We start from the raw sequence: 24,859 nt of genomic DNA, 5'->3' as shown, positions 1-24,859 counted from the left end.
ACTACACCTCCACGCCTACAATTGATACAAGCGAATGCCTGCCTACTTCTTCCGATCCTCATCCACCGTATTCATCATCTCGGGGCGTCTTCTCATCATGGAAAGAGGTGCACGGATAATAAAATCTTTCCAGTCACTCATACGATATGGAACAGCTGGTGCCACATATGGAACACCAAAGCTTGTTAACCTCGCGAGATGTGTGCATATCAGCAGAAAGAACATGACTACGCCATACAATCCGAGCACTGCAGCACTGAACATGGCAGCAAATCGCAAAATCCGCAATGTTAATCCTGCGCTGTATACTGGAATGGTGAAAGAAGAGATTGCCGTCACGGCCACCACGATGACCAGGAACTGACTGATAATTCCCGCTTGTACCGCAGCCTGGCCAATAATGAGACCCCCGACGATTCCCATCGCAGGTCCAATTGGCTTAGGGAGACGAATTCCTGCTTCCCTCAGAATTTCGATAGACAGCTCCATAATCAATACTTCAATAAGGGCGGGGAAAGGTACTCCTGTCCTCGTTTCAATGATGGTCAATGCTAGCTTGGTGGGAATCAGACCTGGATGAAATGAGATAAACGAGATATACAGGGCGGGCGCAAGCAAAGCCAGCATGGCAGATAGAAAGCGCAGCATACGTAGAAAACTACCAGGAATCCAGCGCTCATAATAATCCTCGGGAGATTGCAGCAGCATGCTGAAGGTCACGGGTACAACGAGTACAAATGGCGTCCCGTCCAGTAAAATCGCCACTCGTCCTTCCAGCAGGGCACCGATCACCCGGTCAGGCCTCTCTGTATTTAATATTTGCTGGAACGGACTCAGTGTATTGTCTTCAATCAATTGCTCGACATAACCTGATTCAAGGAAATTGTCCATATCCATCTCACGAATGCGCTTCTCGACTTCTGCCACCAGCTTCGGGTCAGCAATGTCCTGAATGTAAGCGATGGCGAGGTCTTTTTTAATGCGCGAGCCTACCTCAATCTTTTCAATGAACAAGCTCTGATCGCTGCCATACCGACGCAAAATGCCTGTATTGTCACTCAGCTGCTCCGTAAATCCAATTCGCGGCCCCCGCAGTAATGCTTCGGATAACGGCTCATCAATGCTTCGTGTCTTGCCCTTCGACGTGCCGATCAGCATACCGCCTGGCATACCATCCACCAGCAATCCATTCTTCCCAACCAGTACACCGAGTGCAAACTCCTGCAGCGAACCTGTCTCCTGAATCTGGCTGACAGGCAGCAATTGGTTCCGGATATAGCTGGACAGCGCCTGACGATTCTCCGGATGCACAAACCCCTCCTGTTTCAGTTCAGGCACACCATCCGTCATTAGCGGTGTAATCAAATGCTCATCAACTAATTCCTGATCCACCAATCCTTCGGTATACATCACAGCAGCCCTTGTGCTTGTACCTCTGATCGTAAACTCGCGAATATGTACATCTGCATTTTTGGCAAAAGTTTCTTTCACACTTGTCATATCTGTTGCATATTCGCCTGTTAATTTGATGTTTGCATAATGTCCTGTCTCTGTACCCGGTCCTATGCGTGCTTCTGCGGGCGAAATGTCTCTGGAAGAGATGGAAGGCTTGGTTGAACGAGAAAAGCTGCCTCTCTGTACAGCTGTATTCAACCATCTCCAGATCAGCGTAATAATCACGGGTACAATGAATACCAGCATAGCCTGAACCCATATCGGCCATTCAGGAATATACGATATAATCTTAGACCACATGTCCTCCGCCTCCCTCTCTGCAAAAATCAAGCTACAGGTATTCCCGAATTATTGTGTCCTGTTTACCCGCAAAAATTCCGTGTTTTTGGCAGCATATCCAATAGAACGCTTTCTTCTATTTTCTTGAACAACAAAAAACGACCCTGCAAGGAGCAGAATCGTTCTGATATTCAACTTATACTATCCGAGTCACATGCTGTGCCTTGTCATCAAGCAGGCGAGCTGCGTCTGCGATTGTTTTGAAATCCTGTAATGCAATCTCAATTCTCTCATTGCTATGCTGCACGTACTGCTCCACCTTTTTGGTGCCGTTGGTGATATTCGTAATTTCCTTGGTTATACCCGTGACACTATCCCGAATCTCATTAATGGATTTCTCCACCATCGCAGACAGCTTGCGCACTTCCTTCGCTACAATATCGAAGCCTCTTCCAAACTCTCCTGCATGTGCAGCTTCAATAGCCGCGTTCAGTGCCAGCAGCTGTGTCTGGGATGATATTTCCCGAATCGTGCGTACCACACCTTGAATGGAGCCAGCCTGTTCCTGAAGATGAGTCAGTGTAGACTGGTTTGTTGCCGACACCTCCGAGATATAAGCAACGCTAGACAACAGCTCATGGCTTCGACCGATGCCCGCACCGGCCTGCTCGTTTAATTCCTGAGAGAGTGCCTTCAGCTCCTGTACAACGGTTGTTATATTATTCTGACGATTCGTAATATTGGTTGCCATCTTGCAGACTCCAACAATTTTTTGATTAGACTCATCATATACCCTCATGTACGTGGCTTCGAGCCATACAGACTGCCCTCCGGCATCCATCCGCTCCACCTTGTCCTGAAAACTTTTTCCGTTCAAAATACTTCTCCAAAACTCCTCATACGCCGGACTGTCTGTAAACTTGCCGAAACATAATTGACGATGATGCATGCCATACATCTCTTCCTTGGTATACCCCATTGTTGAAGCAAATACATCATTCACGTATGTAACCTTGCGATTTACATCAAACCGGATAATGGCCAAGCTTCTCTCCAGCGCCTTGATCACCAGTGCGTCCGTAACCTCATCCTGCTGCACATTCCCCAATAAAGTCATCTAAATCCCCCACAATCCGTCCCGTAGTCAATAACGTCATATATTGTAACTGCTTGCCTGATGCAGATGGATGACAAGTGCAGATCACAAGTTTTCGTTTAACGCACCTTCATTCCTGCATTTGATTCTAGGTATTGATACCCCAATTCATTACTTTTGGATCACTGAATTGCATAAATCTCAAAATATATTTTTTTCACACACATACAGTTTTTTCTACGTACTAAACGTTACGGGCCGAATCATACAACAAATTGCATCTGTTTTCTAGGGCAAAATTCACGTTCCGCACCATATTTATTAAAAAAGAAGAGTAGCTGGAGATTCATATCCCCATTTACTCTTCTTTAGCATGATACATCTTTAAGCAGTTGTTAAGTGAAAATTATAGTTATCAAAAATCATGCACTGTAACACACAGCTGTATGACAACACCAAACGGATCACGAACGATGCCATAGCCGGGGCTGAATTCATTCTGTTCGTAAGGGACAAGCACCTTTACCCCTGGATGCTGCGATAATTCCTCATATAATCGGTCGATCTGATCTTGATCTCGAGACTGAATGCACATTGAAATACTATTCCCCGATTCCCAAGGCCTTTCCGCATCCATCGCTTCTTCAGCAATCATTAATTTGTTTACGCCAACCTGCAGCACGGAATGTGTGACATACTCATCCTGGCCTTCAGGATACGTGAACTCAGGACTCATCTCTTTCATTTCTTTGTAGCTCTTGCGAAAAAGCACCTTCGCCCCTAACGTTTTCTCATAAAATGCAATGGCCTTCGCTGCATCCCCGTTCATGGACAGGAATGGAATAACTTCATACTTCATCAGAATTGCCTCCTCTATTCGTTTGCCTTACACTTAGGACTATAACAAGTAAAGGTGCCAATTCACGGCACCATTGAAAGGACAGGGTACAGCCTTGTGAAGAAAACAGAACGATTACATCACATGCTTCGCTTCATTAATCAAAAACAACATTTCACCTTGCCTGAGCTGATGCAGGAGTTCCAAATCTCCAAACGCACGGCTCTGCGGGATATTGCGTCTTTGGAAGAGATGGGTGCGCCCATCTATGTTGAATATGGACGTTACGGCGGCTATCGGCTGCTCCAGCAAATGCAGCTGCCTCCGATCTCTTTTAACACAGATGAGCTTCATGCCCTGTATTTTGCCATGCAGGCGCTTCGCAGCTTCTCCAGCCTGCCATTCCAGACGACATTTGATTCCGTTCATCAGAAGTTTATGGCGGCACTATCCGACAAGCAGCGGGACAATATTCACAATATGCAGCAGCGTGTTACCTTCAAACATACGGAACAAATCAAGGACAGCTCCCACCTGGAGCTTCTATTAATGGCGGCTGTGCAGCAGCAGGTCATTCAGATGACGTATTCGGACAAGCACAACGTAGAAGCCAGTCCCCGTATCATTCAGCCCATTGCACTGTACGCCAGTAAAGGCTACTGGTACTGTCAGGCGTATGATCTGAAAAAGAAAGCTTACCGTGTATTTCGCTGTGATCGCATGATAACGGCGTTGTTAACTGATATTGAGCCTGTTAAGCAGGTTGCCGATCTACTACATGCAGAGCATCTTCATGCCTTATGGAAACCATCCGAGCAGGCGATCTCGTTTCAATGCAAGATCAGCGAGGCGGGAATGGAGTTATTTCGTCAGAACTACTTTCCATCTATGCACCTTGAAGAACAGCATGGTATGCATATGCTCGTCGGGACCTATGAATCCCATGAACTGGATTTCATCGTGAGCTATCTTGCAAGTTACGGCACCTCTATTCAGATTGTTGCACCTGACACGTTAAAGGAATCACTGAGACAGCATTATTTGCATTTGTTGAGTCATATATAGGAATTGGTGATGCAGCAACAACTATACTCTTATAAGTTCAAGTTAATCTCTGTGAAAGATTAGTAAACTAATGAACGTTTATCATATTAATATTTAGCACAGCTCATACCGCCTTCATTTTGCCGATCAGTTTCCCTGAATCTTTTTCCTGCCAAGAAATTGCAGGTGTTCGAACTAATTAAATGAATTCAATTAATAACACTTAGAAAGTATAATATTTTCAATAATTGAAATATAGATATCTATTTACAAATTTTTCTTTTTATGCAATTATTATATTGAGAAATGGCCATTCTCATACACTTATATTAAGGAGGTTTAATGTATGTGGTTAAAAAAGGGGCTTCTTAGTGCTTTTGCTTCACTGATGATTTTAGGAATATCTCAACCTGCTATGGCAGCTGAGATGGAGCCAGCAAGAGACTATGGAGGGGGCACCCACACCAAGCTATCCGATTTCCTTCCAGTTGCGCTGCAATCACAACTCGTTATGTGGGTTTTCCACAACAATCTCTCTCCAACGGATGGTCTTCAAACGACTTACAACTATGCCAGAGTTACAATTAATGCCCCAACTTCATTTTACATTGATATTACACAAACATCCGTTGACGGCTCTAGCATACCTAATGTAACGTACGTGGTGTTCAAAGAAAATGGAAGCAACAATGTTGGATGGAATGTCTCGGGTAACGGATATCACAGAAGATACTTCATCCAGGAAGCTGGTACGTACTTCTTAGGTTATTACAATAATGGTCCTGGCAATGTAAGTATAAGTGCCAATGTTTTCGTAGAGTAATTTTATATTATTTTTTCAATCTAAAAATTCATTTAACTACGGAGTGAAGCGAAATTCGCTTCACTCTTACATATGTTATGTCTTTAAGATTAGTTAACTAAATCATATAATGGACTACCACATCATTGTATTTATAAATAAAATGACAAGCAGTCTCTACATTGCCAAAGTTGTGTCACAGCCATTTCCCCTTAAACAACGTACCCCCCCACGATACAGTCGTCAGCACCGAATATGAATCAACATTCATTCTGACCTGTGTTTAGATCTATACCTGCGGCCTTTATAGTTAATTCTTCTCTTCTAACTTAAAATACCCGGCAGGATGCATACCGAGAAAAATACGGCATACACCCAAGCCGGGTAAAGGATTAGAATATAATATCGATCGTCTCTAACTCATCTTGCTCCTGTTCGGATGGCCCGTTCAGGGAAATATCCTTGAGCAGCATTGAAGGCTGTTCGCCAATTTGTTCAATGATCACAAGCAGGTCCTGAGCAAAATTGTCGATCAGATTGCGTGTAAACAACTTCGTGGCATATTCGAATAGCCCGTTCATGCCCTCATCCAGCATCGAAATGATCAAGGTCAGATCAAATTGGGAAACCGTATGTTTTTCCGGATAAGATTCGATCTGGATATCTCCAAAGCTTTGAACGTTATCTTCCTTCGTTTCCAGAGCAAACATGACATCAAACACTGGATTGCGGCTTTGATCGTGCGGTACTTGCAGCTTCGTCACAAGGTCCTCAAACGGATAATCCTGATGGTCATAGGCGCCCAGCATCGTTTCTTTGACTTCGTTCAAGTAAGCAAGGAACGTCTTCTCCCCTGAAGGATAATGGCGAATCGCCAATGTGTTAACAAACATTCCGATTAGCGGCTCCAGGTCGGCATGGGTGCGACCCGACACCGGCGTCCCTACAATGAAGTCTTCTTGTCCCGAATATTTGCTGAGCAGGACGGAATAGACAGCCGATAACACCATATACAGGGTAGCACCGTTCTCATCTGCAATGCGCTGCAAGCTTTCGGTCATCTGCTTGTTAATACTGAAAGGCAGCACATCTCCCTCAAAACTGCGAACAGCAGGTCTGGCAAAGTCCGTCGGCAGTTCAAGCGTTGGCAGATCACCATTCAGCATATCCAGCCAGTAGGCTTCCTGACGTTTCAACCGATCTTTCACAGGCTCAGATTGCAGCCAAGCGGCAAACTCCTTGTACTGAATCCGAAGTGGTTCCAGCGTCTCACCATTATACAGACGCAGCAGTTCTTCGACGAAGATGCCCATTGACATGCCATCCGTGACGATATGATGAATGTCCAGCATAAGCAGATGGCGCTCCGATTCCCATTCAACCAAGCCCACGCGCAACAGTGGTGGTAAATGCAAATCAAAGACACGTACAAAGGCATCCGCTATGCCTTTCGTTTCACTTTCTGTTGCTTTTGTATACTCTACGGCAAACTCCAAGTCCGCATAAATGCGTTGCATCGGTTCCCCGTCAACCATGTCGAAGCCGGTTCGTAAGATTTCGTGACGCGCGATTAAACCCTTGAGCGCTGCCTCAAATCGCTCCCGTTCCAAGCCCCCGACGAGCACCGTCATGCCAGACATGTTGTAACTTAGCTCGGCACCTTGCATCTGCTGCTGGATATAAAGCCGTTTTTGCACGGAGGAAAGTGGGTAGCAATCCTGCTTATCCAGCACCGGAATAGAGAGGAATTCCTGCTGCTCCAATCGACTGATTGCCTCAGCCATCGCTTCAACGGTCGAATGCCGGAACACATCGCGCAAAGGCAGATCTACACTCAACGTTTTATGCACCTTGCTAACCAACGTTGTTGCTCGCAGGGAGTGACCGCCGAGATCGAAGAAGTTGTCGTGAACACCAATTTCCTTCGAGAGCCCCAACACGTCCTGCCAGATTGCCGCCAGTTTTGTTTCCAACTCATTACGCGGTGCCACGTATTCACGATCTGCACTTATTGCCTCTTCCGGCGTCGGCAGCGCCTTTCGGTCGATTTTTCCGTTTGGTGTCAGAGGTAAATGCTCCAGTTCGATAAAGTAAGACGGGATCATGTAACCCGGCAGCTCGCTGGAGATCGCCCGTTTTATGTCAATCGCCAGCAATTCGCTATCCGTTGTGTAATACGCGCACAGCGCCTTATTTCCGTTCGCATCACTTCGAACCAGCACTACCGCTTCACGCACACCTGCCACCTGCAGCAGCTGCGACTCAATCTCCCCCGTCTCGATCCGGTATCCCCGGATTTTCGCCTGGTTGTCGATTCGACCGATGAAGTCCACGTTGCCGTCCTCCATCCACCGCGCCAGGTCTCCTGTGCGGTATAGCCGCTCCCCGGCGACGAATGGACTGTCCACAAACCTCTCTGCCGTCAGCTCCGCACGGTTCAAGTATCCACGTGCCACACCGACGCCGCCAATCACCAGCTCGCCCAGCACCCCAACGGGCACCGGATTCAGATGTGCATCCACGATGTAGAATGTCGCATTCAGCCACGCTTTCCCAATCGGCACATGGCCCGTCTGCGGCAGCTGAGTCAGTGGCTCGTCATAGAAGCTGGAGTCAATAGCGGCTTCGGTCACACCGTACGCATTGATGATGCGGAACGATGAGCCGAACCGCTCCTGCAAGGTGCGATAATCTGCAACGCTGCAGCTATCCGAGCTTGTGATGAGCAGCTCCATCGAGCGAATATCCAGCTTCTGCTCGTATACGTACTGCATGAACGGCACGATCAATGCAGGTGTCGATTCGAAAATAGTCACCTGCTCCCGCTCGATCCAGTGGTGCAGACGGGATGGATCAATCCGGTCGTCTTTAGGCACAATCACCATCGTGCCGCCGTTGTACAACGTGCGCGCAATATCGCCCACAAACACGTCAAACGAGAAGCTCGCGAGCTGCATCAGCCGCACCGGGAACTGATCCAATCCGTACTCCCGTCGGTAGCCTGCTGCTGTATTGACCAAGCTCCGATGCTCGATCATCACACCCTTCGGCTTGCCGGTTGTTCCCGACGTGTAGATCACATACGCCAAGTCCTCCGGACGAGCTTCATGGAAGTGATCCATGCCAATAACATCAACATCATCCAGAACATTCAGATAGCCCTCACTCCCGCCATTCACAGCCCCTGTTAACTTGCCAGAGACCAGGCTGGAGCCTTGGTCTGAGCCCAGCATCGGCGCATTCGTTCGTTCCTCGCTGTACGCTGCTTCGTCGTCCAGGTACAGCACCTTCGCCAGTGCCAGTTTCTCTTCACCCAGCCAGGCTTCCGCACGCTCGCGCAGCGGTGTTTGCGTCAGCAGCACCTTCGCCCCGCTGTCTTCCAGCATGAAACGTACGCGGTCTGCCGGATAATCCGGGTCCAGTGGCACATACGCCCCGCCTGCTTTCCAGACAGCTAGTACAGCAACCAGCAGGTCCACCGAACGCTCGGCGAGAATGCCGACGATGGACTCCCGGCCGATGCCGCTTGTGCGCAGTGTAGCTGCCAGACGGTTCGCCCGCATGTTCAGCTCCGCATAGGTCAGGCGATCGTTCTCATACACAACAGCTTCTGCCTCTGGCGTGCGTTCCGCTTGTTTCTCAAACAGGCGATGGAATGCTGCCACAGGGGCTGCTTCCGGCTGCGCCGGGTTAAACCCACTGATCATTTCTTCTTTTTCCGCCCCCGTCAACATATCCAATTCAGCAATTGTTGCTGACGGGTTGCAGAGAATAGATTCAATCAGCTGCAAGTAGTGGGTAGCCAATTGCTCCACCGTTTTCGTTTTATATAGAGCCGTAGCGTATTCAAATAGAACTTCCAAGCCATCCTCAATCTCTGTAACATCCAGACTCAAGTCGAATTTGGAAACCATTTCTTCGCTGGCATACGTCGATAAATGAAGTCCTGGAAGCTGGATTTCCACATTCTCTGTATTCTGCAAAGCAAACATCGTATCGAACAGCGGATGACGGCGTAAATCGCGAGTCACATTCACCTGTTCCACCAGTTCTTCAAACGGATAATTCTGATGTTCAAAAGCACCCAGCGTTGTCTCCTTGATCTCTTGCAAGTAGTCAAGGAACGTCTTCCCGGCAGCCGGATAACTGCGAATCGCCAACGTATTAACGAACATCCCGATTAACGGCTGAACGTCGCTATGATTTCTGCCCGCAATCGGCGTACCCACTACCACGTCTTCTTGCCCTGAATATTTGTGTAAAAGCACGGTATATGCTGCAAGCAGAACCATATATAGCGTTGCTCCATTCTCGGCTGCAAGTCGTTTCAGGCCTTCCGTTTTCTCACGATTCATACACAGTTGCAACGAATGACCCTCGTAGCTCTGCATAGCCGGACGTGGATAATCCGTTGGCATTTCCAGAACCGGCAGCTCTCCGCTGAACATATCGAGCCAGTAGGCCTCTTGCTTGGCAAGCTGCAATTTTTGCTCGTCCGATTGCTGCCATACCGCATAATCCTTGTACTGAATGCGGAGCGGCTCGAGCGACTGCCCACTGTATAAATGCACGAACTCCTCAATCATGACGTCCATTGAAACGCCATCAGATACGATATGATGTGTATCAAACATTAGAATGTGTCGATCCGGTTCCAATTTGGCAAGACCTACTCGCAGAAGTGGCGGCTTCGCCAGATCAAATGCACGAACAAATTGACGCACCGTTTCTACCGCCTGCTCTTCACTAATCTGCACATATTCAACCTGGAAGGCAGCATCTTCATATATCCGCTGAACGGCTTCACCATGTACCATCTCAAAACCGGTTCGCAGCGTTTCATGACGCGCTACAAGCCCGCGGAACGCTTCTTCAAACCTTTGCCGGTCAAGCTGTCCTTCGAGCAGCATTGCTCCCGGGATATTGTAGCTCAGTTCGCCTCCTTCCAGTTGATTCAAAATATAAAGACGCTTCTGGGCGGAAGAGAGCGGATAATATTCGGCAGGATCCACAGCCGGAATAGAAGTAAACGAGCTGGATTCCAGCCGTTCCATCGCCGCGGCCATTTCCTCAACTGTCGCGTAGTGGAATACGTCGCGAAGCGGGAATTCAATACCCAGTTCTTTATGCATTTTGCTGACAAGGGTTGTCGCCCGCAGAGAGTGTCCCCCGAGGTCGAAGAAGTTGTCTGTTACGCCTACCAACTGCTCCCGAAGAAGCACCTCCTGCCAGATGGCAGCCAGCTTCTGCTCCAGTTCGGTGCGAGGCGCCACGTATTCGTGACCGCCCCCTTTCGGTGCTGGCAGCGCCTTACGGTCGATTTTCCCATTCGGCGTTAGCGGTAATTGCTCCAGTTCAACGAAATACGACGGGATCATGTAACCCGGCAGTTCGGTGGAGATCATGCTTTTCAAATCTGCGGCCGACAAACCTTCTTCCACCGTATAATAAGCGCACAACGCCTTCTGCCCTTCCTGATCTTCCATAACAACGACGATGGCTTCCTTCACACCAGCTGCACTCAGCAACTTCGCTTCGACTTCCCCCGTTTCGATCCGGTAACCCCGGATTTTCGCCTGGTTGTCGATTCGACCGATGAAGTCTACATTGCCGTCTTCCATCCACCGCGCTAAATCTCCTGTGCGGTACAGCCGCTCCCCAGCGACGAATGGACTGTCTACAAACTTCTCTGCCGTCAGCTCCGCACGGTTCAAGTAACCACGTGCCACACCGACGCCGCCAATCACCAGCTCGCCCAGCACCCCAACGGGCACCGGATTCAGATGTGCATCCACGATGTAGAATTTCGCATTCAGCCACGCTTTGCCAATCGGCACATGGCCCGTCTGCGGCAGCTGGGTCAGCGGCTCGTCATAGAAGCTGGAATCGATGGCCGCTTCCGTCACGCCGTACGCATTGATGATGCGGAACGATGAGCCGAACCGTTCCTGCAAGGTGCGATAATCTGCAACGCTACAGCTATCCGAGCTTGTGATGAGCAGCTCCATCGAACGGATATCCAGCTTCTGCTCGTACACGTACTGCATGAACGGCACAATCAATGCAGGCGTCGATTCGAAAATAGTCACCCGTTCCCGCTCGATCCAGTGGTGCAGACGGGATGGATCAATCCGGTCGTCCTTAGGCACGATCACCATCGTGCCCCCGTTATACAGCGTGCGTGCAATATCACCCACAAACACGTCAAATGAGAAGCTGGCCAGCTGCATCAGCCGCACCGGGAACCGATCCAATCGGTATTCCCGTCGATAGCCTGCTGCTGTATTGACCAAGCTCTGATGCTCGATCATCACACCCTTCGGCTTGCCGGTTGTTCCCGACGTGTAGATCACATACGCCAAGTCCTCCGGACGAGCTTCATGGAAACTGTCCATGCCAGAGACTACGCCGGAAGCTATGCTGGAGCCTTGGTCTGAGCCCAGCATCGGCGCATTCGTTTGCTGCTCGCTGTACGCTGCTTCGTCGTCCAGGTACAGCACCTTCGCCAGTGCCAGCTGCTCTTCGCCGAGCCAAGCTTCCGCACGCTTTCGCAGCGGTGTTTGCGTCAGCAGCACCTTCGCCCCGCTGTCTTCCAGCATGAAACGTACGCGGTCTGCCGGATAATCCGGGTCCAGTGGCACATACGCCCCGCCTGCTTTCCAGACAGCTAGTACAGCAACCAGCAGGTCCACCGAACGCTCGGCGAGAATGCCGACGATCGACTCCCGGCCGATGCCGCTTGTGCGCAGTGTAGCCGCCAGACGGTTCGCCCGCACGTTCAGCTCCGCATACGTCAGGCGGTCGTTCTCATACACAACAGCTTCTGCATCCGGCGTGTGTTCCGCCTGTTTCTCAAACAGCCTGTGGAATGCTGCCACAGGGGCTGCTTCCGGCTGCGCCGGGTTAAACGCGCTGATGATTTCTTCTTTTTCCGATGCTGTCAAAAGCTGCAGCTCATTTATTCGCATATTCGGGTTAACCGCAGCTTGCTCCAGTGCCCGAACAAAATGACTACAAAGCTGTCTGATGCCATCCGCTTCAAACGTCAACGCATTGTACGTAAACCGCAGCAAAATTTGCTCTTCTGGAATGACGGTAATGTCCAGATCGTAGTTCGTTTGCTCCGGCGACTGGATGTTGGCAATTTTCAACGCGTTCTGGTCACCCCCGACGACCTGCTCGATCTGTTCTTCCATCGGATAATTTTCAAAGACCATAATATGATTGATCAAGTCGCGTTTTTGCTCGCTCAGCGACTGAATTTCGAACAGTGGATACGTCTCGTATGCTCTCGATGCCAGTGCTTGATCCTGAGTTGTTCTCAGGATATCTGCTACTGTGTGCTCCGCTTTGCTTTGAATACGAACAGGAATCGTATTAATAAACAGACCAATCATGCTTTCGATGCCCGGAATTTCTGCTGGACGCCCGGATACAACGGAGCCAAATACGACATCCTCGCTGTTGTTGTATATCTGCAGCACCAGTCCCCATATGGTCTGCATGAACGTATTAAGTGTCACCTGCTGCTGGCGCGCTGCACGCTCAATTTGCCCAGTCAATCCTTTACCAAGCTCCATATCCATTTCGGCCATCTCAAAAGCATGCTGTCTCAGTTGTGTTTTCTCCTGTGGCAGCTTGGTCTGCTGATCGTAACCGGCCAAATATTCAGACCAGTACAGTGAAGCTTTCGCAGCATCTTGAGCTTCAAGCCATTCGATATACTTAGAGTACGAGGTAACTGGAGGAAGCTCCGGTGCATTCTTTTCCTGAATTGCGAAATAGGTATCGAACACTTCCTTGATCATGAAAGACATACACCAGCCGTCCATCAAAATATGATGATGGCTCCAGATCACATGGTAGGACTCTTCACCTGTTCGAAGGACTGTCACACGCATCAGAGAGCCTTGGGCCAGATCGAACTTGTTCGCTTTATCCGCGCTGACAAACTCGGCTATCGTCTTCTCCGGGTCTTCATGGTATGACGGGCGAATATCTTCAAAATACACTTCACACTTCCGCTCGCGGAATACCACCTGAATCGGCTCGTCCCTCCAGCCAGTCACGAAATTGGTTCGCAGCGCTTCATTGCGCTGCACCAGCGTGTCCAGACCTTGAGTGAAGGCCTCGACATCCAGGCTTCCGTGCAGATCGAAGGTCACCTGTTCAAAATAGGCTTCCGAATCAGCATCCAGCAGGCTGTGGAACAACATCCCTTTTTGCAGCGGCGTCAGGGTGTATACATTCTCCAGTTCGCCAAGCGCCGCTGTATGGTCCGTAAGCTGCTCCAGTTCCTCCGCCGTCATATCTTGAAGCAGTACATCGCTAGGCGTAAGCTCTGGCTTCTCTTTTGAAACACAATGGTCGACGATCTCACGCAAGCTCAATTGGAGCAGGGTACCTAAGCGCTCTACCGTTTCCCGTTTATACTGGGTTTTCCCATATCGAATGTTGAGCTCCAGCACTCCCTCAGACACCATACCGTTAATATCGAGCACAAAATCCATCACTGCATTCGGGCTTGAATCAGAACCCGGACTGAACGGAGACGGCTGTGAGCCGCTACTATCGTAATCCTGATCGAACTGACCCAAATAGTTGAAGCTGATCTCCGGCTCTAAAACAAAACTCTCGTCACCACGTGTCCCCGCCAAATAACGCAGGATGCCGTAACCGATTCCTTTGTTCGGAATACGGCGCAAGCCTTCCTTCACCCTTTTCACCTGATGACCAAGAGTCTCTGCGTGCCCTTGCTCCAGAACAACAGGGAATTGGCTTGTAAACCAGCCTACCGTGCGTGTAATATCTACATTTGGAAAAAGTTCTTCACGACCATGACCTTCAAGATTCACCAGCACCCGTTCATGACCACTCCAGGCTTGTACTGCAAGGCCAAGCGCGGCAAGCAGAAGATCATTCATCTCTGTATGGTAAGCAAGGTGTGCCTGCTTCAGAAGCTGCTCCGTTTCCACCTCCGTCCAACGTACAGACACAATCCCGCTGTCCTTCAGCATGGGGCGACCTTGTTCAAAATCTCTCGGAAGTGGCTCATAGGCCAATTGCTCGATATTATGCCAATGCTCTCTTTCACTTTCGATTGCCGAACCTTTGGCATAATCAGCGAGCTGTTTCGCCCACAGCTGGAAGGAATCTGTTTTGAGCAGCAGACGGATCGGCTGTCCTTGCCGTGTCTGCTCATAGCCGGTAGCCAAATCCTCAAGCAGAATTCGCCAGGACACACCGTCCACGACCAAATGATGGATCACAATGAGCAGGTGGTCACCATCGTCGCAACGGAACAAACCAAGCTTCACCAGCGGGCCATGCTCCAGATCAATGCTTGCTTGAATCTCACTCGCCTTAGCCTCCACCGCTTTCTTCACATCCAGCGTGCCCCTGAAATCAATAACCTCCAGATCAAACAATGCTTCGTTCTCCTCCGCGCCTCGATTCCAGGCTGCATAACCATGCTCGGTTGTACGGTAAACTGTACGGAGAGCATCGTGATGCACGATAAGCTGACGCACGGCCTGACGTAGAGCTTCTTCATCAAACCTTTGCTTGGAAAACTGCATGAACGCCTGGTTGCTGTGATGTATATCGGCCGGATTTTGCTCAAAGAACCAGCGCTGAATCGGGGTCAAAACTACCTCACCTGTCACTTCGGCCTGGCTTGCCGTTCTCTCCACCGTTTGCAGTCGCATACTCAGGGCGGAGATCGTCGGGTAATGGAACAAATCCTTCATGACCAGCTTGTAGCCCGTTTGCAAAAGGCGAGAAGATACCTGCAAAGCTTTAATGGAATCCCCGCCAAGGGCAAAGAAATTATCCATAGTGCCAACCCGTTCCATGCCTAAAACCGACTGCCAGACCGATGCGAGTGCTTGCTCGGCAGGAGTACGCGGCGCCGTGTATGCAGCCTCGGAACGCATGCTTCCTTCCGGCACAGGCAGCGCTTTACGGTCGATCTTGCCGTTTGGCGTAAGTGGCATATGATCCAGACGAGTCATGCGCAAAGGCACCATATGAGAAGGCAGCGCCGCATCCAGATAAGCCACAAGCTGTTCCAGATCAAAGTCCGAATTTGCTACGACATAACCACACAAATATTTCTGTCCCCGCTCGTCCATGCGGTCGATGACAAGTGCTTGTCCCACGTCAGCAACATTTTTCATGGCTGCTTCAATCTCACCCAGCTCGATCCGATAACCGCGAATTTTCACCTGATTGTCGATTCGTCCGATGAAATCCACATTACCGTCAGGCATCCAGCGCGCCAGATCTCCCGTCCTGTAAAGCCGCTCACCAGCCACAAACGGGCTGTCTACGAACTTCTCCTCCGTCAAATCCGGGCGATTCAAATATCCGCGGGCGACTCCTGCTCCGCCGATAACCAGCTCGCCCAGTACCCCGATCGGCACCGGCTTCAGATTTGCATCCACGATGTAGAACTTCGCATTCAGCCATGCTTTTCCGATTGGCACGCTTCCCGTTTTCGGCAGCTTATTCAGCGGCTCGTCATAGAAACTCGAATCAATCGCTGCTTCTGTGACGCCATAGCTGTTAATGATACGGAACTGCGAGCCGAAACGCTCCTGCAAGGTGCGGTAGTCCGAAACATTGCATGCATCCGAGCTTGTAATCAGCAGCTGCATTGAGCTGAGGTCCAAACCTTCTGCATATACATGCTCCATAAACGGTATGATCAACGCTGGAGTCGATTCAAACACCGTTATGGCGTAGTCCCGAATCCAGCCGTAGAGACGGGTTGCATCAATCCGATCGTCCTTAGGCACGATAATCATCGTTCCTCCGTTGTACAGCGTCCGTGCAATGTCGCCCACAAACACATCGAACGAGAAGCTCGCGAGTTGTAACAGCCGGATCGGGAATTGATCCAGTCGATAGTCCCGCCGATAACCTGCTGCCGTGTTTACCAGACTGCGGTGTTCCACCGCCACGCCCTTCGGCCGGCCTGTTGTACCGGAGGTGTAGATGACGTAAGCCAAGTCATGCGGCTTGTTCACATTCGCCGGATTGCATGCAGGAACTGCCGTTAGTCTGTGGATCACTGCTTCTGCGGTGGCAGACGTTTCCGCAGCAGATGGTTCCGCTGGTGCCAAAACCTTCTCCTCGGCGCCTGACTGGCACAGCGTTTGCAAGCCGGCAGCGGTTTCTATCGCTTCGAGGTTGTATGTCGCAACGTTGTCCAGTGCAAGCACCGTTTGCAGTACCAGAGCTCCATTGCTTCGCCAAGCTTCTGCCTGCTCCAGCAGACAGGTCTGTGTAAGCAACACGGCTGCCCCGCTGTCTGCTAGCATATATTCGATCCGATCCGCCGGATAATCCGGGTCGAGAGGCACATAAGCGCCACCCGCTTTCCATACAGCGAGTACACCGATCAGCAGTTCCACCGAACGCCCGGCAAGAATGCCGACCACCTGCTCCGGTCTCACCCCGTGTGCCCGCAGTGCATGCGCCAGACTATTCGCTCTGGAATTCAATTCTGCATATGTCAGCTTGCTGTCTTCACAGACCACGGCCAGCGCTTCTGGAGTACGCTCCGCCTGCTGCTCGAACAACTCGTGGAACGTTCTCTCTCTCCACGACTCACACAACTCATCCGCTTCCAAGCCTGCCCCCTCTGTGTTGTACCGGTTCGCAAGAGCCGGGCACGACACGTCAAACCGGACCAGTAAATCATGTATTTCGCTATCCGTTAATATATTCAAATCCGCAATTTGTGCATCCGGCTCAGCCAGAATTGAGGACAAAAGCTGCTCGTAATGGTTTGCCAGCCGTACGATCGTCTCTGGTCTAAACAAAGAGGTAGCATACTCGATCTTGCAAAGCAGTTCGTTACCCGTCTCCACGATATCCAAGCTAAGATCAAACTTTGCCGTCTTTTCCTCAATGTCAAACAGCGACCAGTTTAATCCTTCCATGGTTAGATCCAGACTTTCGTGCTTTTGCAGAGAAAACATCGTATCAAACAGCGGGTTACGACTTAAATCCCGGCTTACCTGAAGGGCTTCCACCAGCTCCTCAAACGGATAGTCCTGGTGTTCATAGGCCCCAAGTGTCGTCTCCTTCACTTCCTGCAAGTAATCCAGGAACGTCCGCTCTGCCGTTGGTCCCAAACGAAGGGCTAGCGTATTGACGAACATGCCGATAATCGGCTGCAAGTCGGCGTGAGAACGGGCAGCAATCGGCGTGCCGATCACAATATCCTCCTGCCCCGCGTATTTATGAAGCAATACGGAGTACGCAGCCAGCAAAAGCATGTACAGCGTTGCACCTGAGTCATCTGCCAGCCGTTTGAGCGCTTCACTTTTCTCCGTATCCAGCGCAAACGTGAGGGTCTGTCCGTCAAACTGCTGTATGAACGGACGAGGAAAATCGAGCGGAAGCTCAAGAACCGGAGGCTCGGAGCTGAATACCCCGCGCCAGTATTGCTCCTGCTGCTGGATGGATTGACGTTGCTCCTCCGACTGCTGCCATACAGCATAATCCTTGTATTGAATTCGCAGCTCAGGCAAAGTCTCCCCGTTGTATAGCTGCACGAATTCGCGCAGCAGTATGTCCATGGAAAGGCCATCCGAACCAATATGATGCATATCCAGCACAAGCAGAAATTTTTCTTGTTCCAGTTCGATCAGCATAGCACGCAGTAAAGGCGGTCGAGTCAAGTCAAAAGGCTGAATGAAACCTTCAAGAAGTGCCGCAACCTGATCTTCGCTTGCCTGAAGCTTCTCGACCTTGAACGCTACGAACGGATGAATGTGCTGAACCGGCTCTCCATTCACGATTTCAAAACCGGTGCGCAGCATATCATGCCGTGCCACTAAAGCAGCCAGCGCCGCTTCCACTCTGGTTACATTCAACGCCCCTTCCAGTTGCAAGGCACTTGGAAGATTGTAATTTAGCTCCAGTTCATCGAGCTGATGCAGGACGTACAGCCTTTTTTGCGCAGAGGAAGCCGGGTAATAGACTCTCTCTTCTGCTTTTGGGATTGAACTGTGCAATGTTTCCTCCAAGCTGGAAATAGCCTCGGCCATTGATTCCACCGTTGTAAGGCGGAACACGTCACGCAAAGGAACCTCAACATTCATTTCCTTCCTAATTTTGCTGACAAGGTTTGTCGCCCGCAAGGAGTGACCACCGAGCTCAAAGAAATTATCCAGAACACCAATGCCCGAGTAACCCAGTACATCCTCCCAGATGTTCACAAGCTCGGACTCCGTCCGATTCCGCGGCGCTACGTATTCCACGCCCGTTTGCATGCTGCCTTGCGGCTCAGGCAGCGCTTTGCGGCCCACTTTTCCGTTAGACGTCAGCGGCATGCGCTCCAGCTGTACAAAGTACGACGGAATCATATACCCCGGCATTCCGTGGGCTAGAGTGGCTCTAATATCACTAACCGTCAACGTGCGTTCCGCCACAAAGTAGGCAACAAGCGCATTTTCACCTCCGTTGTCCTGACGGGCGAGCACCACGGCTTCTTCTACGCCCCGGACATTCAGCAGCTGCGTCTCAATCTCGTCCAGTTCAATTCGATATCCGCGAATTTTTACTTGGTGGTCGATTCGGCCCAGATATTCGATATTGCCATCCGGCAGCCACGCCGCCAGGTCACCTGAGCGGTACAGCTTCTCCCCCTCCACAAACGGGGAATCCACAAACTTCTCCGCCGTGAGATCCGGGCGGTTCAGATATCCTCTTGCCAGCCCTTCCCCGGCTACGTACATTTCTCCGGCTACGCCGATCGGCACAGGACGGCGGTTTTCGTCCAGCACATACACACGCAGCGTCGGAATGGGCTTGCCGATATTACTCTTCGCTGCTTCGATCTCGGTCCATGTAATTTCCTTATACGTTACGTGAACCGTCGTCTCCGTAATACCATACATATTGATCAGCTTGGTCTCCGGATACTTCGTCTTGAATCCCTTGAGCAGCAGCGGACTCAGCGCTTCCCCTCCGAAGATGACATTGCGTATCCGCAAATTATACGGGTGCTCTGCCAGGACCTCACGTAATAGCTGATAGAAGTATGTTGGGGTCTGGTTCAAAATCGTGACCTGTTCTTGGCTCAGCAGCACCAGAAAGTCGGCTGGATTTTTCGCTGTGAGCGGCGGTACGATCACCAGCTTGCCTCCGTACAGCAACGCGCCGTACATTTCCCAGACGGAGAAATCAAAACAGAACGAGTGGAACAATGTCCACGTATCGGACGGGCCGAAGTCAAACAAGTTTTTGTCGTTGAACAGAAGACGCACGACATTTTTATGCTCAATCAACGTGCCCTTCGGTTTGCCCGTGGTTCCCGACGTGTAGATCACATAGGCCAGGTTGTCCGGCCCGGAAATCGGCTCCAAATTCGAAGCATCTATGGCATCTGCCGAGTTGTTCGTCCAGCTATCCTCCCTAACAAAATCATTCAATTCGAGACGCGGCCCTGCGAAGTCTGTTTTCTCGTGCAAATGCTTTTGAATGAGCAGCAACGGTGCGCCCGAATCCTCGATCATGAAGCCGATACGCTCCTGCGGGTAATCGGGATCAACAGGCACGTAGGCACCGCCCGCTTTCAGAATCGCCAGAATGCCAACAACCATATCCAGCGAGCGCTCAGCGAGAATGGCTACCAATTGATCCGCTTCGACTCCCGTTTCCCGCAGCTTCCGTGCCAGGCGATTGGAACGTTCGTTCAGTTCACGGTAGGTCAGCTGCTGCTCATTCATGACCACGGCAACGTTGTTTGGATAAAGCCCCGCTTGCTCTTCAAACAAACCGTGAATCGTCTGCTGCCGCGGGTAGTCCGCCTCCAAATCGTTGAAATCATGCACCAACTGGTGAATTTCTTCCTGCGTGAGCATTCCAAGCGATGCAATATCCCCGTCCGGCGCCGTTGCGATGGTGTGTAACAGTTTGTCATAATGTCTGGCAAACCGCTCAGCGGTCTCCTGTTTATACAAAGCTGTAGCATACTCCAATCGGCATTCGAGCTGACCGTGCAGCTCCGAAATGTCCAGAAGCAGCTCGAACTTGGAGGTCAGGTTTTCCAACGGATAAAAGGATTGCTCCAGTCCCTCAATGACTATTTGCTCGTTCTCTGTATTTTGCAGAGAGAAGAACGTATCAAAGAGTGGATTCCGACCCGTTGCGCGAGGAATCCTCAGACTTTCCACCAATTCCTCGAACAAATAATTTTGGTGTTCAAATGCCCCTAGTGTAATGTTCTTGATTTCTTCCAAGTAAGAAAGATATGGCTTCGAACGCTCCGGACGACTGCGAATGGCCAGCGTATTGATAAACATGCCTACGATTGGCTGCACTTCCTCCTGCGTTCTTCCGGCAATCGGCGTTCCAATGATCAAATCCTCTTGACCCGAATATTTGTGCATCAGGATGGAATAAGCCGACAACAGCACCATGTACAGGGTTGTGCCTGTTCGTGCTGCCAGCTCTTTCAGCTTCTCTGTCCGCTCTTTCCCGATATGAAACTTTACGGTACGTCCGTCAAAGCTTTGCACCGCTGGCCGCGGGAAATCGGTGGGCAGATCCAGAATCGGCAGCTCGCCGGATAACTGCTCCAGCCAGTACGCCTTCTGCGGCTGAAGCAATTGATCATAGGCTTCAGAATGCTGCCAAACGGCATAATCTTTATATTGGATCTGCAGCGGAGCCAGCTCCTCCCCCCGATATAAGCGACTGAACTCGTCGAAGAGCAGCGCTGTCGAGATGCCATCCGAGACAATATGATGCATATCGAACAACAAAATGTGACGATTCTCGGCAACTTTAATCAGACCGGTACGCAGAAGTGGTGGCTTTGTCAGATCAAACGGGCGGTAATAAGCTTCTACCACTGGCTGCACTTCCTGCTCACTCGCCTCATAATAATCGACAGCAAACTCCACATCGTTATAGATACGCTGGACAAACTCGCCTTGAACCTGCTCGATCCCGGTACGCAGCGTCTCATGGCGCTGAATCAGTGCCTGGAACGCTTGCTCGACACGTGTAGGATCCAGCTTGCCTTCAAGAAGAAGCGCTGCGGACATATTGTAGCTGCGTTCGGCTCCTTCAAGCTGGCGCAGGACATACAGACGCTTTTGCTCAGATGAAACCGGGTAGTACTCAGCCTCAGCTGCCTTTGTTATCTCATACGTCTCCTGATGCTTTAAACCGCCGATTCTTAGAGCCAGCTGCTCGATCGTGGTATAGCGGAAAACATCACGGAGCGGAACCTCGACTTGAAGCTCTTTTCGAATTTTGGAAACGAGCGAAGAAGCGCGCAAGGAATGACCACCCAGGTCGAAGAAGTCATCCTGCACCCCTACCCTGGCTATACCCAGCACTTGCTGCCACATGAGAGCAAGTCTGGTTTCCAGTGTTGTGCGAGGGGCCACATACTCGCGGCCTGCTTCTATCTCTCCCGTCGGTTCAGGGAGGGCCTTGCGATCAATTTTGCCGTTCGGTGTAAGAGGAAGCCGATCAAGAGATAACAGTCGGGCCGGGACCATATGTGCAGGCAGCTCTTGCTTTAATTGAAACAGCAAATCACTCAACTGCAAGGATGCATCCGCTACTACATAGCCGCACAAATACTTCTGCCCCTGTTCATCCGTGCGGTCTATGACTACAGCCTGCTTGATGTCCGGAAAACGCAGCAGGGCCGTCTCTACTTCACCGAGTTCGATTCGAAATCCGCGAATTTTGACCTGATAGTCGATCCGGCCGATAAAATCAACGTTGCCATCCTCCAGCCAGCGGGCCACATCACCTGTCCGGTACAAACGTTCGCCAGGCACAAACGGGCTGTTCGCAAACTTCTCCGCAGTTAAGTCCGGACGATTCCAATACCCGCGTGCTACCCCGGAACCCCCGATAACAAGCTCACCCGGAACCCCTACAGGAACTGGATTAAATGCAGCATCGACAATGTAAAATCGGGCGTTCAGCCAAGCCTTGCCAATCGGCACATGCCCCGATGATGGCAATCTCTCCAGCGGCTCATCGTAAAAGCTGCTATCAATCGCCGCTTCGGTAACGCCATAGCTGTTGATGATGCGGAATTGTTCGCCGAATCGTTCCTGCAGCCAGCGGTAATCGGTAACACTGCAAGCATCCGAGCTGGTAATCAGCAGCTGCATCGAGCTAACGTGCAGCCCTTCTTCATCAATATGCTGCATGAACGGCAGAATGAGTGCAGGCGTCGATTCAAATACCGTAATGTTTTGCTCCCGAATCCAGCCGTATAAACGGTTCGGATCAATTCGGTCATCCTTGGGCACAATCACCATCGTACCGCCGTTATACAACGTACGCGCAATGTCCCCAACGAACACGTCAAACGAGAAACTGGCCAGCTGCAACAGCCGTACCGGGAACTGATCCAGGCGGTACTCTCGTCGGTATGCGTCTGCCGTATTCATCAGACTGCCGTGTTCAATCATGACGCCTTTCGGTTGTCCCGTTGTACCCGAGGTGTAAATGACATAAGCCAGATCTTGAGGGGTGCTGTGCGCAGATTCAAACTCCACGGCCAAGGCATCCCGCTTATACATCTGTTCATCGTCCAGTGCATAGACCGCTTGAAGCTTCAACTGCCCATCAGCCAACCAGCCTTCGGCACGCTTCAGCAGATGACGCTGTGTAAGCAGCACCGATGCTTCGCTATCGCTGAGCATATATTCAATTCGCTCCGCTGGATAATCGGGGTCCAGTGGAACATAAGCTCCGCCGGCTTTCCAGACGGCAAGCACACCGACCAGCAGCTCCACCGATCGCTCCGCCCAGATGCCTGTAATTGTCTCCCTTCCCACACCCTGTTCACGAAGGAGAGAAGCCAGGCAATCGGCACGTTCATTCAATTCCCCGTAGGTCAGCTGTTGGTCCATGTAGACAACTGCCGGATGATCCGGGATGTCCTTTGCCAACTTTTCAACATACCGATGAAACACTTCTCCCTCACTCAGCCCTGCCACCGGCGGGTTAAACACGTTAAGTATACGTCGTCTCTCCTCATCGCTCAGCAGAGAAATCTCGAGTATAGGCAGCTCGGGAGACTGAAGAAACTGATCCAGGACGGTTACATACTGTTCTATGATCCGATCAATCTCGGCCTTCTCGAACAAACCGGTACGGTAGGACGCATGGAGAGTAATATAGTCATCATTCAGCATATGGTCGAAGCGCAGCAGCAAGTCGTCCATCTCATGTCTGGCAAAGTGAGCCTCCAGGCGTACCTTGATTTCTTCATATTCCTCAATTTTCAAAGGAAGATATTCCAGCGATGTGCGGAATAGCTCCGAAAGATCATTGCGTCCATGTTGCTCGCGTAAATCCTGAATCAATTGATTATACGGATATTTCTGATACCGCAGATCGGCTGTATTTTCCTTGGAAACCGTTTGAAGCAAGGAAAGCACATGCTCGTCCGGATTCATCTGAATGCGCGTAGCTACGGTGCTTACAAACATGCCGATCGTTTCTTTTTCCTTCTTGCTGGTGCGATTGGCGAAAACTGTGCCGACTGGAACATCGGTGTTATCGGTCAACTTGTACAACAAAACGTACATGGCAGACAAAAATAACGTATATAAACTGACCTGATATTGTTCGCTGAAGGCCAGAATGCGTTCATAACGGGAACCATCCAAAGTAATGAAACGTGTATTGGATTCACTGCCAATCGAGAATGGCGGAACCGATTTAATGCCGGTTGTTTCTGGCAATATGCTGTATTTGTTCAGCCAGTATTGCCTGCCTTTTTGATAACGCGGCGACTGCTCATATTCTTGTTCTGCTGAAATATAATCCTGATAGGACGGGGCTTGATAACTGCCGGAAATGCCTTTTCCTTTGCGCAGTTCCAGATATTTTTCCATCACCGCATGAAGCAACGCATTAACAGACAAGCCGTCGGCGATAATATGATTGATCGTCAAATTTAGCCATACCTGACCATTCGCAAAATGAATAATCGTAAATTGGTAGAGATGTTCATCGAGTACGCTGGCCGGTTTTTCGCTTACTTCTTTAATCCAATCATAATATTGTTCAGTTGTACCTACGACGAGACGACTTATCCTGGTTTGAACATTCTCCGGCTCTTCGAACCACTGCGTCGGATTCTGCACATCCCCGCTAATGCGGATTCGGAAAGCATCATATGTTTTGACAATTTCAGTCACCGCACGCTCCAATAGCTGTGTGTCGATCTCGCCCGTAATCTGGTAGGTCGCGGAAAGTGTCGTAATAGACGTTCCCGGATTCATCATTTCCATAAACCATATTCGGCGCTGCGCTTGCGTCAATCCATATTGCGTATTGCTCT

The 24,859-nt window shown here is 50.4% G+C and carries 6 protein-coding genes; 2 read left to right on the top strand and 4 right to left on the bottom strand.

What is annotated here, in order from left to right; all coding sequences use genetic code 11:
* Nucleotides 1-42: 42 nt before the first annotated feature.
* The 3 genes from HNR77_RS10075 to HNR77_RS10065 form a co-directional block, all read right to left on the bottom strand.
* On the bottom strand, nt 43-1,755 hold the full coding sequence (locus tag HNR77_RS10075) for a spore germination protein (RefSeq protein ID WP_184183233.1): 1,713 nt from the start codon (nt 1,753-1,755) through the stop codon (nt 43-45).
* A 175-nt stretch (nt 1,756-1,930) separates the two neighbouring features.
* A complete protein-coding gene (locus tag HNR77_RS10070; RefSeq protein ID WP_184183230.1) occupies nt 1,931-2,851 on the bottom strand; it encodes a methyl-accepting chemotaxis protein in 921 nt (306 codons plus the stop codon).
* 394 nt (nt 2,852-3,245) lie between these two features.
* The gene (locus tag HNR77_RS10065) at nt 3,246-3,689 is read right to left on the bottom strand and encodes a VOC family protein (protein WP_184183227.1); all 444 of its coding nucleotides are present in this window, start codon (nt 3,687-3,689) and stop codon (nt 3,246-3,248) included.
* A gap of 96 nt (nt 3,690-3,785) precedes the next feature.
* Between HNR77_RS10065 and HNR77_RS10060 the strand changes: the two genes are divergently transcribed.
* Nucleotides 3,786-4,733: a helix-turn-helix transcriptional regulator gene (locus HNR77_RS10060; RefSeq protein ID WP_184183224.1), complete on the top strand. Its 948-nt coding sequence runs from the start codon at nt 3,786-3,788 to the stop codon at nt 4,731-4,733.
* Nucleotides 4,734-5,058: 325 nt separating this feature from the next.
* Complete coding sequence (locus HNR77_RS10055) at nt 5,059-5,535, top strand: hypothetical protein (RefSeq protein ID WP_184183221.1); 477 nt, start codon at nt 5,059-5,061, stop codon at nt 5,533-5,535.
* A gap of 371 nt (nt 5,536-5,906) precedes the next feature.
* Here HNR77_RS10055 and HNR77_RS10050 read toward each other — a convergent pair whose 3' ends face one another.
* The gene (locus HNR77_RS10050) at nt 5,907-24,809 is read right to left on the bottom strand and encodes a non-ribosomal peptide synthetase (RefSeq protein WP_483874549.1); all 18,903 of its coding nucleotides are present in this window, start codon (nt 24,807-24,809) and stop codon (nt 5,907-5,909) included.
* Nucleotides 24,810-24,859: the final 50 nt, after the last annotated feature.

Source organism: Paenibacillus sp. JGP012 (genome assembly GCF_014203995.1).
GTDB classification, from domain to species: domain Bacteria; phylum Bacillota; class Bacilli; order Paenibacillales; family Paenibacillaceae; genus Paenibacillus; species Paenibacillus silvae.
This window is presented reverse-complemented; position numbering and strand designations above follow the sequence as displayed.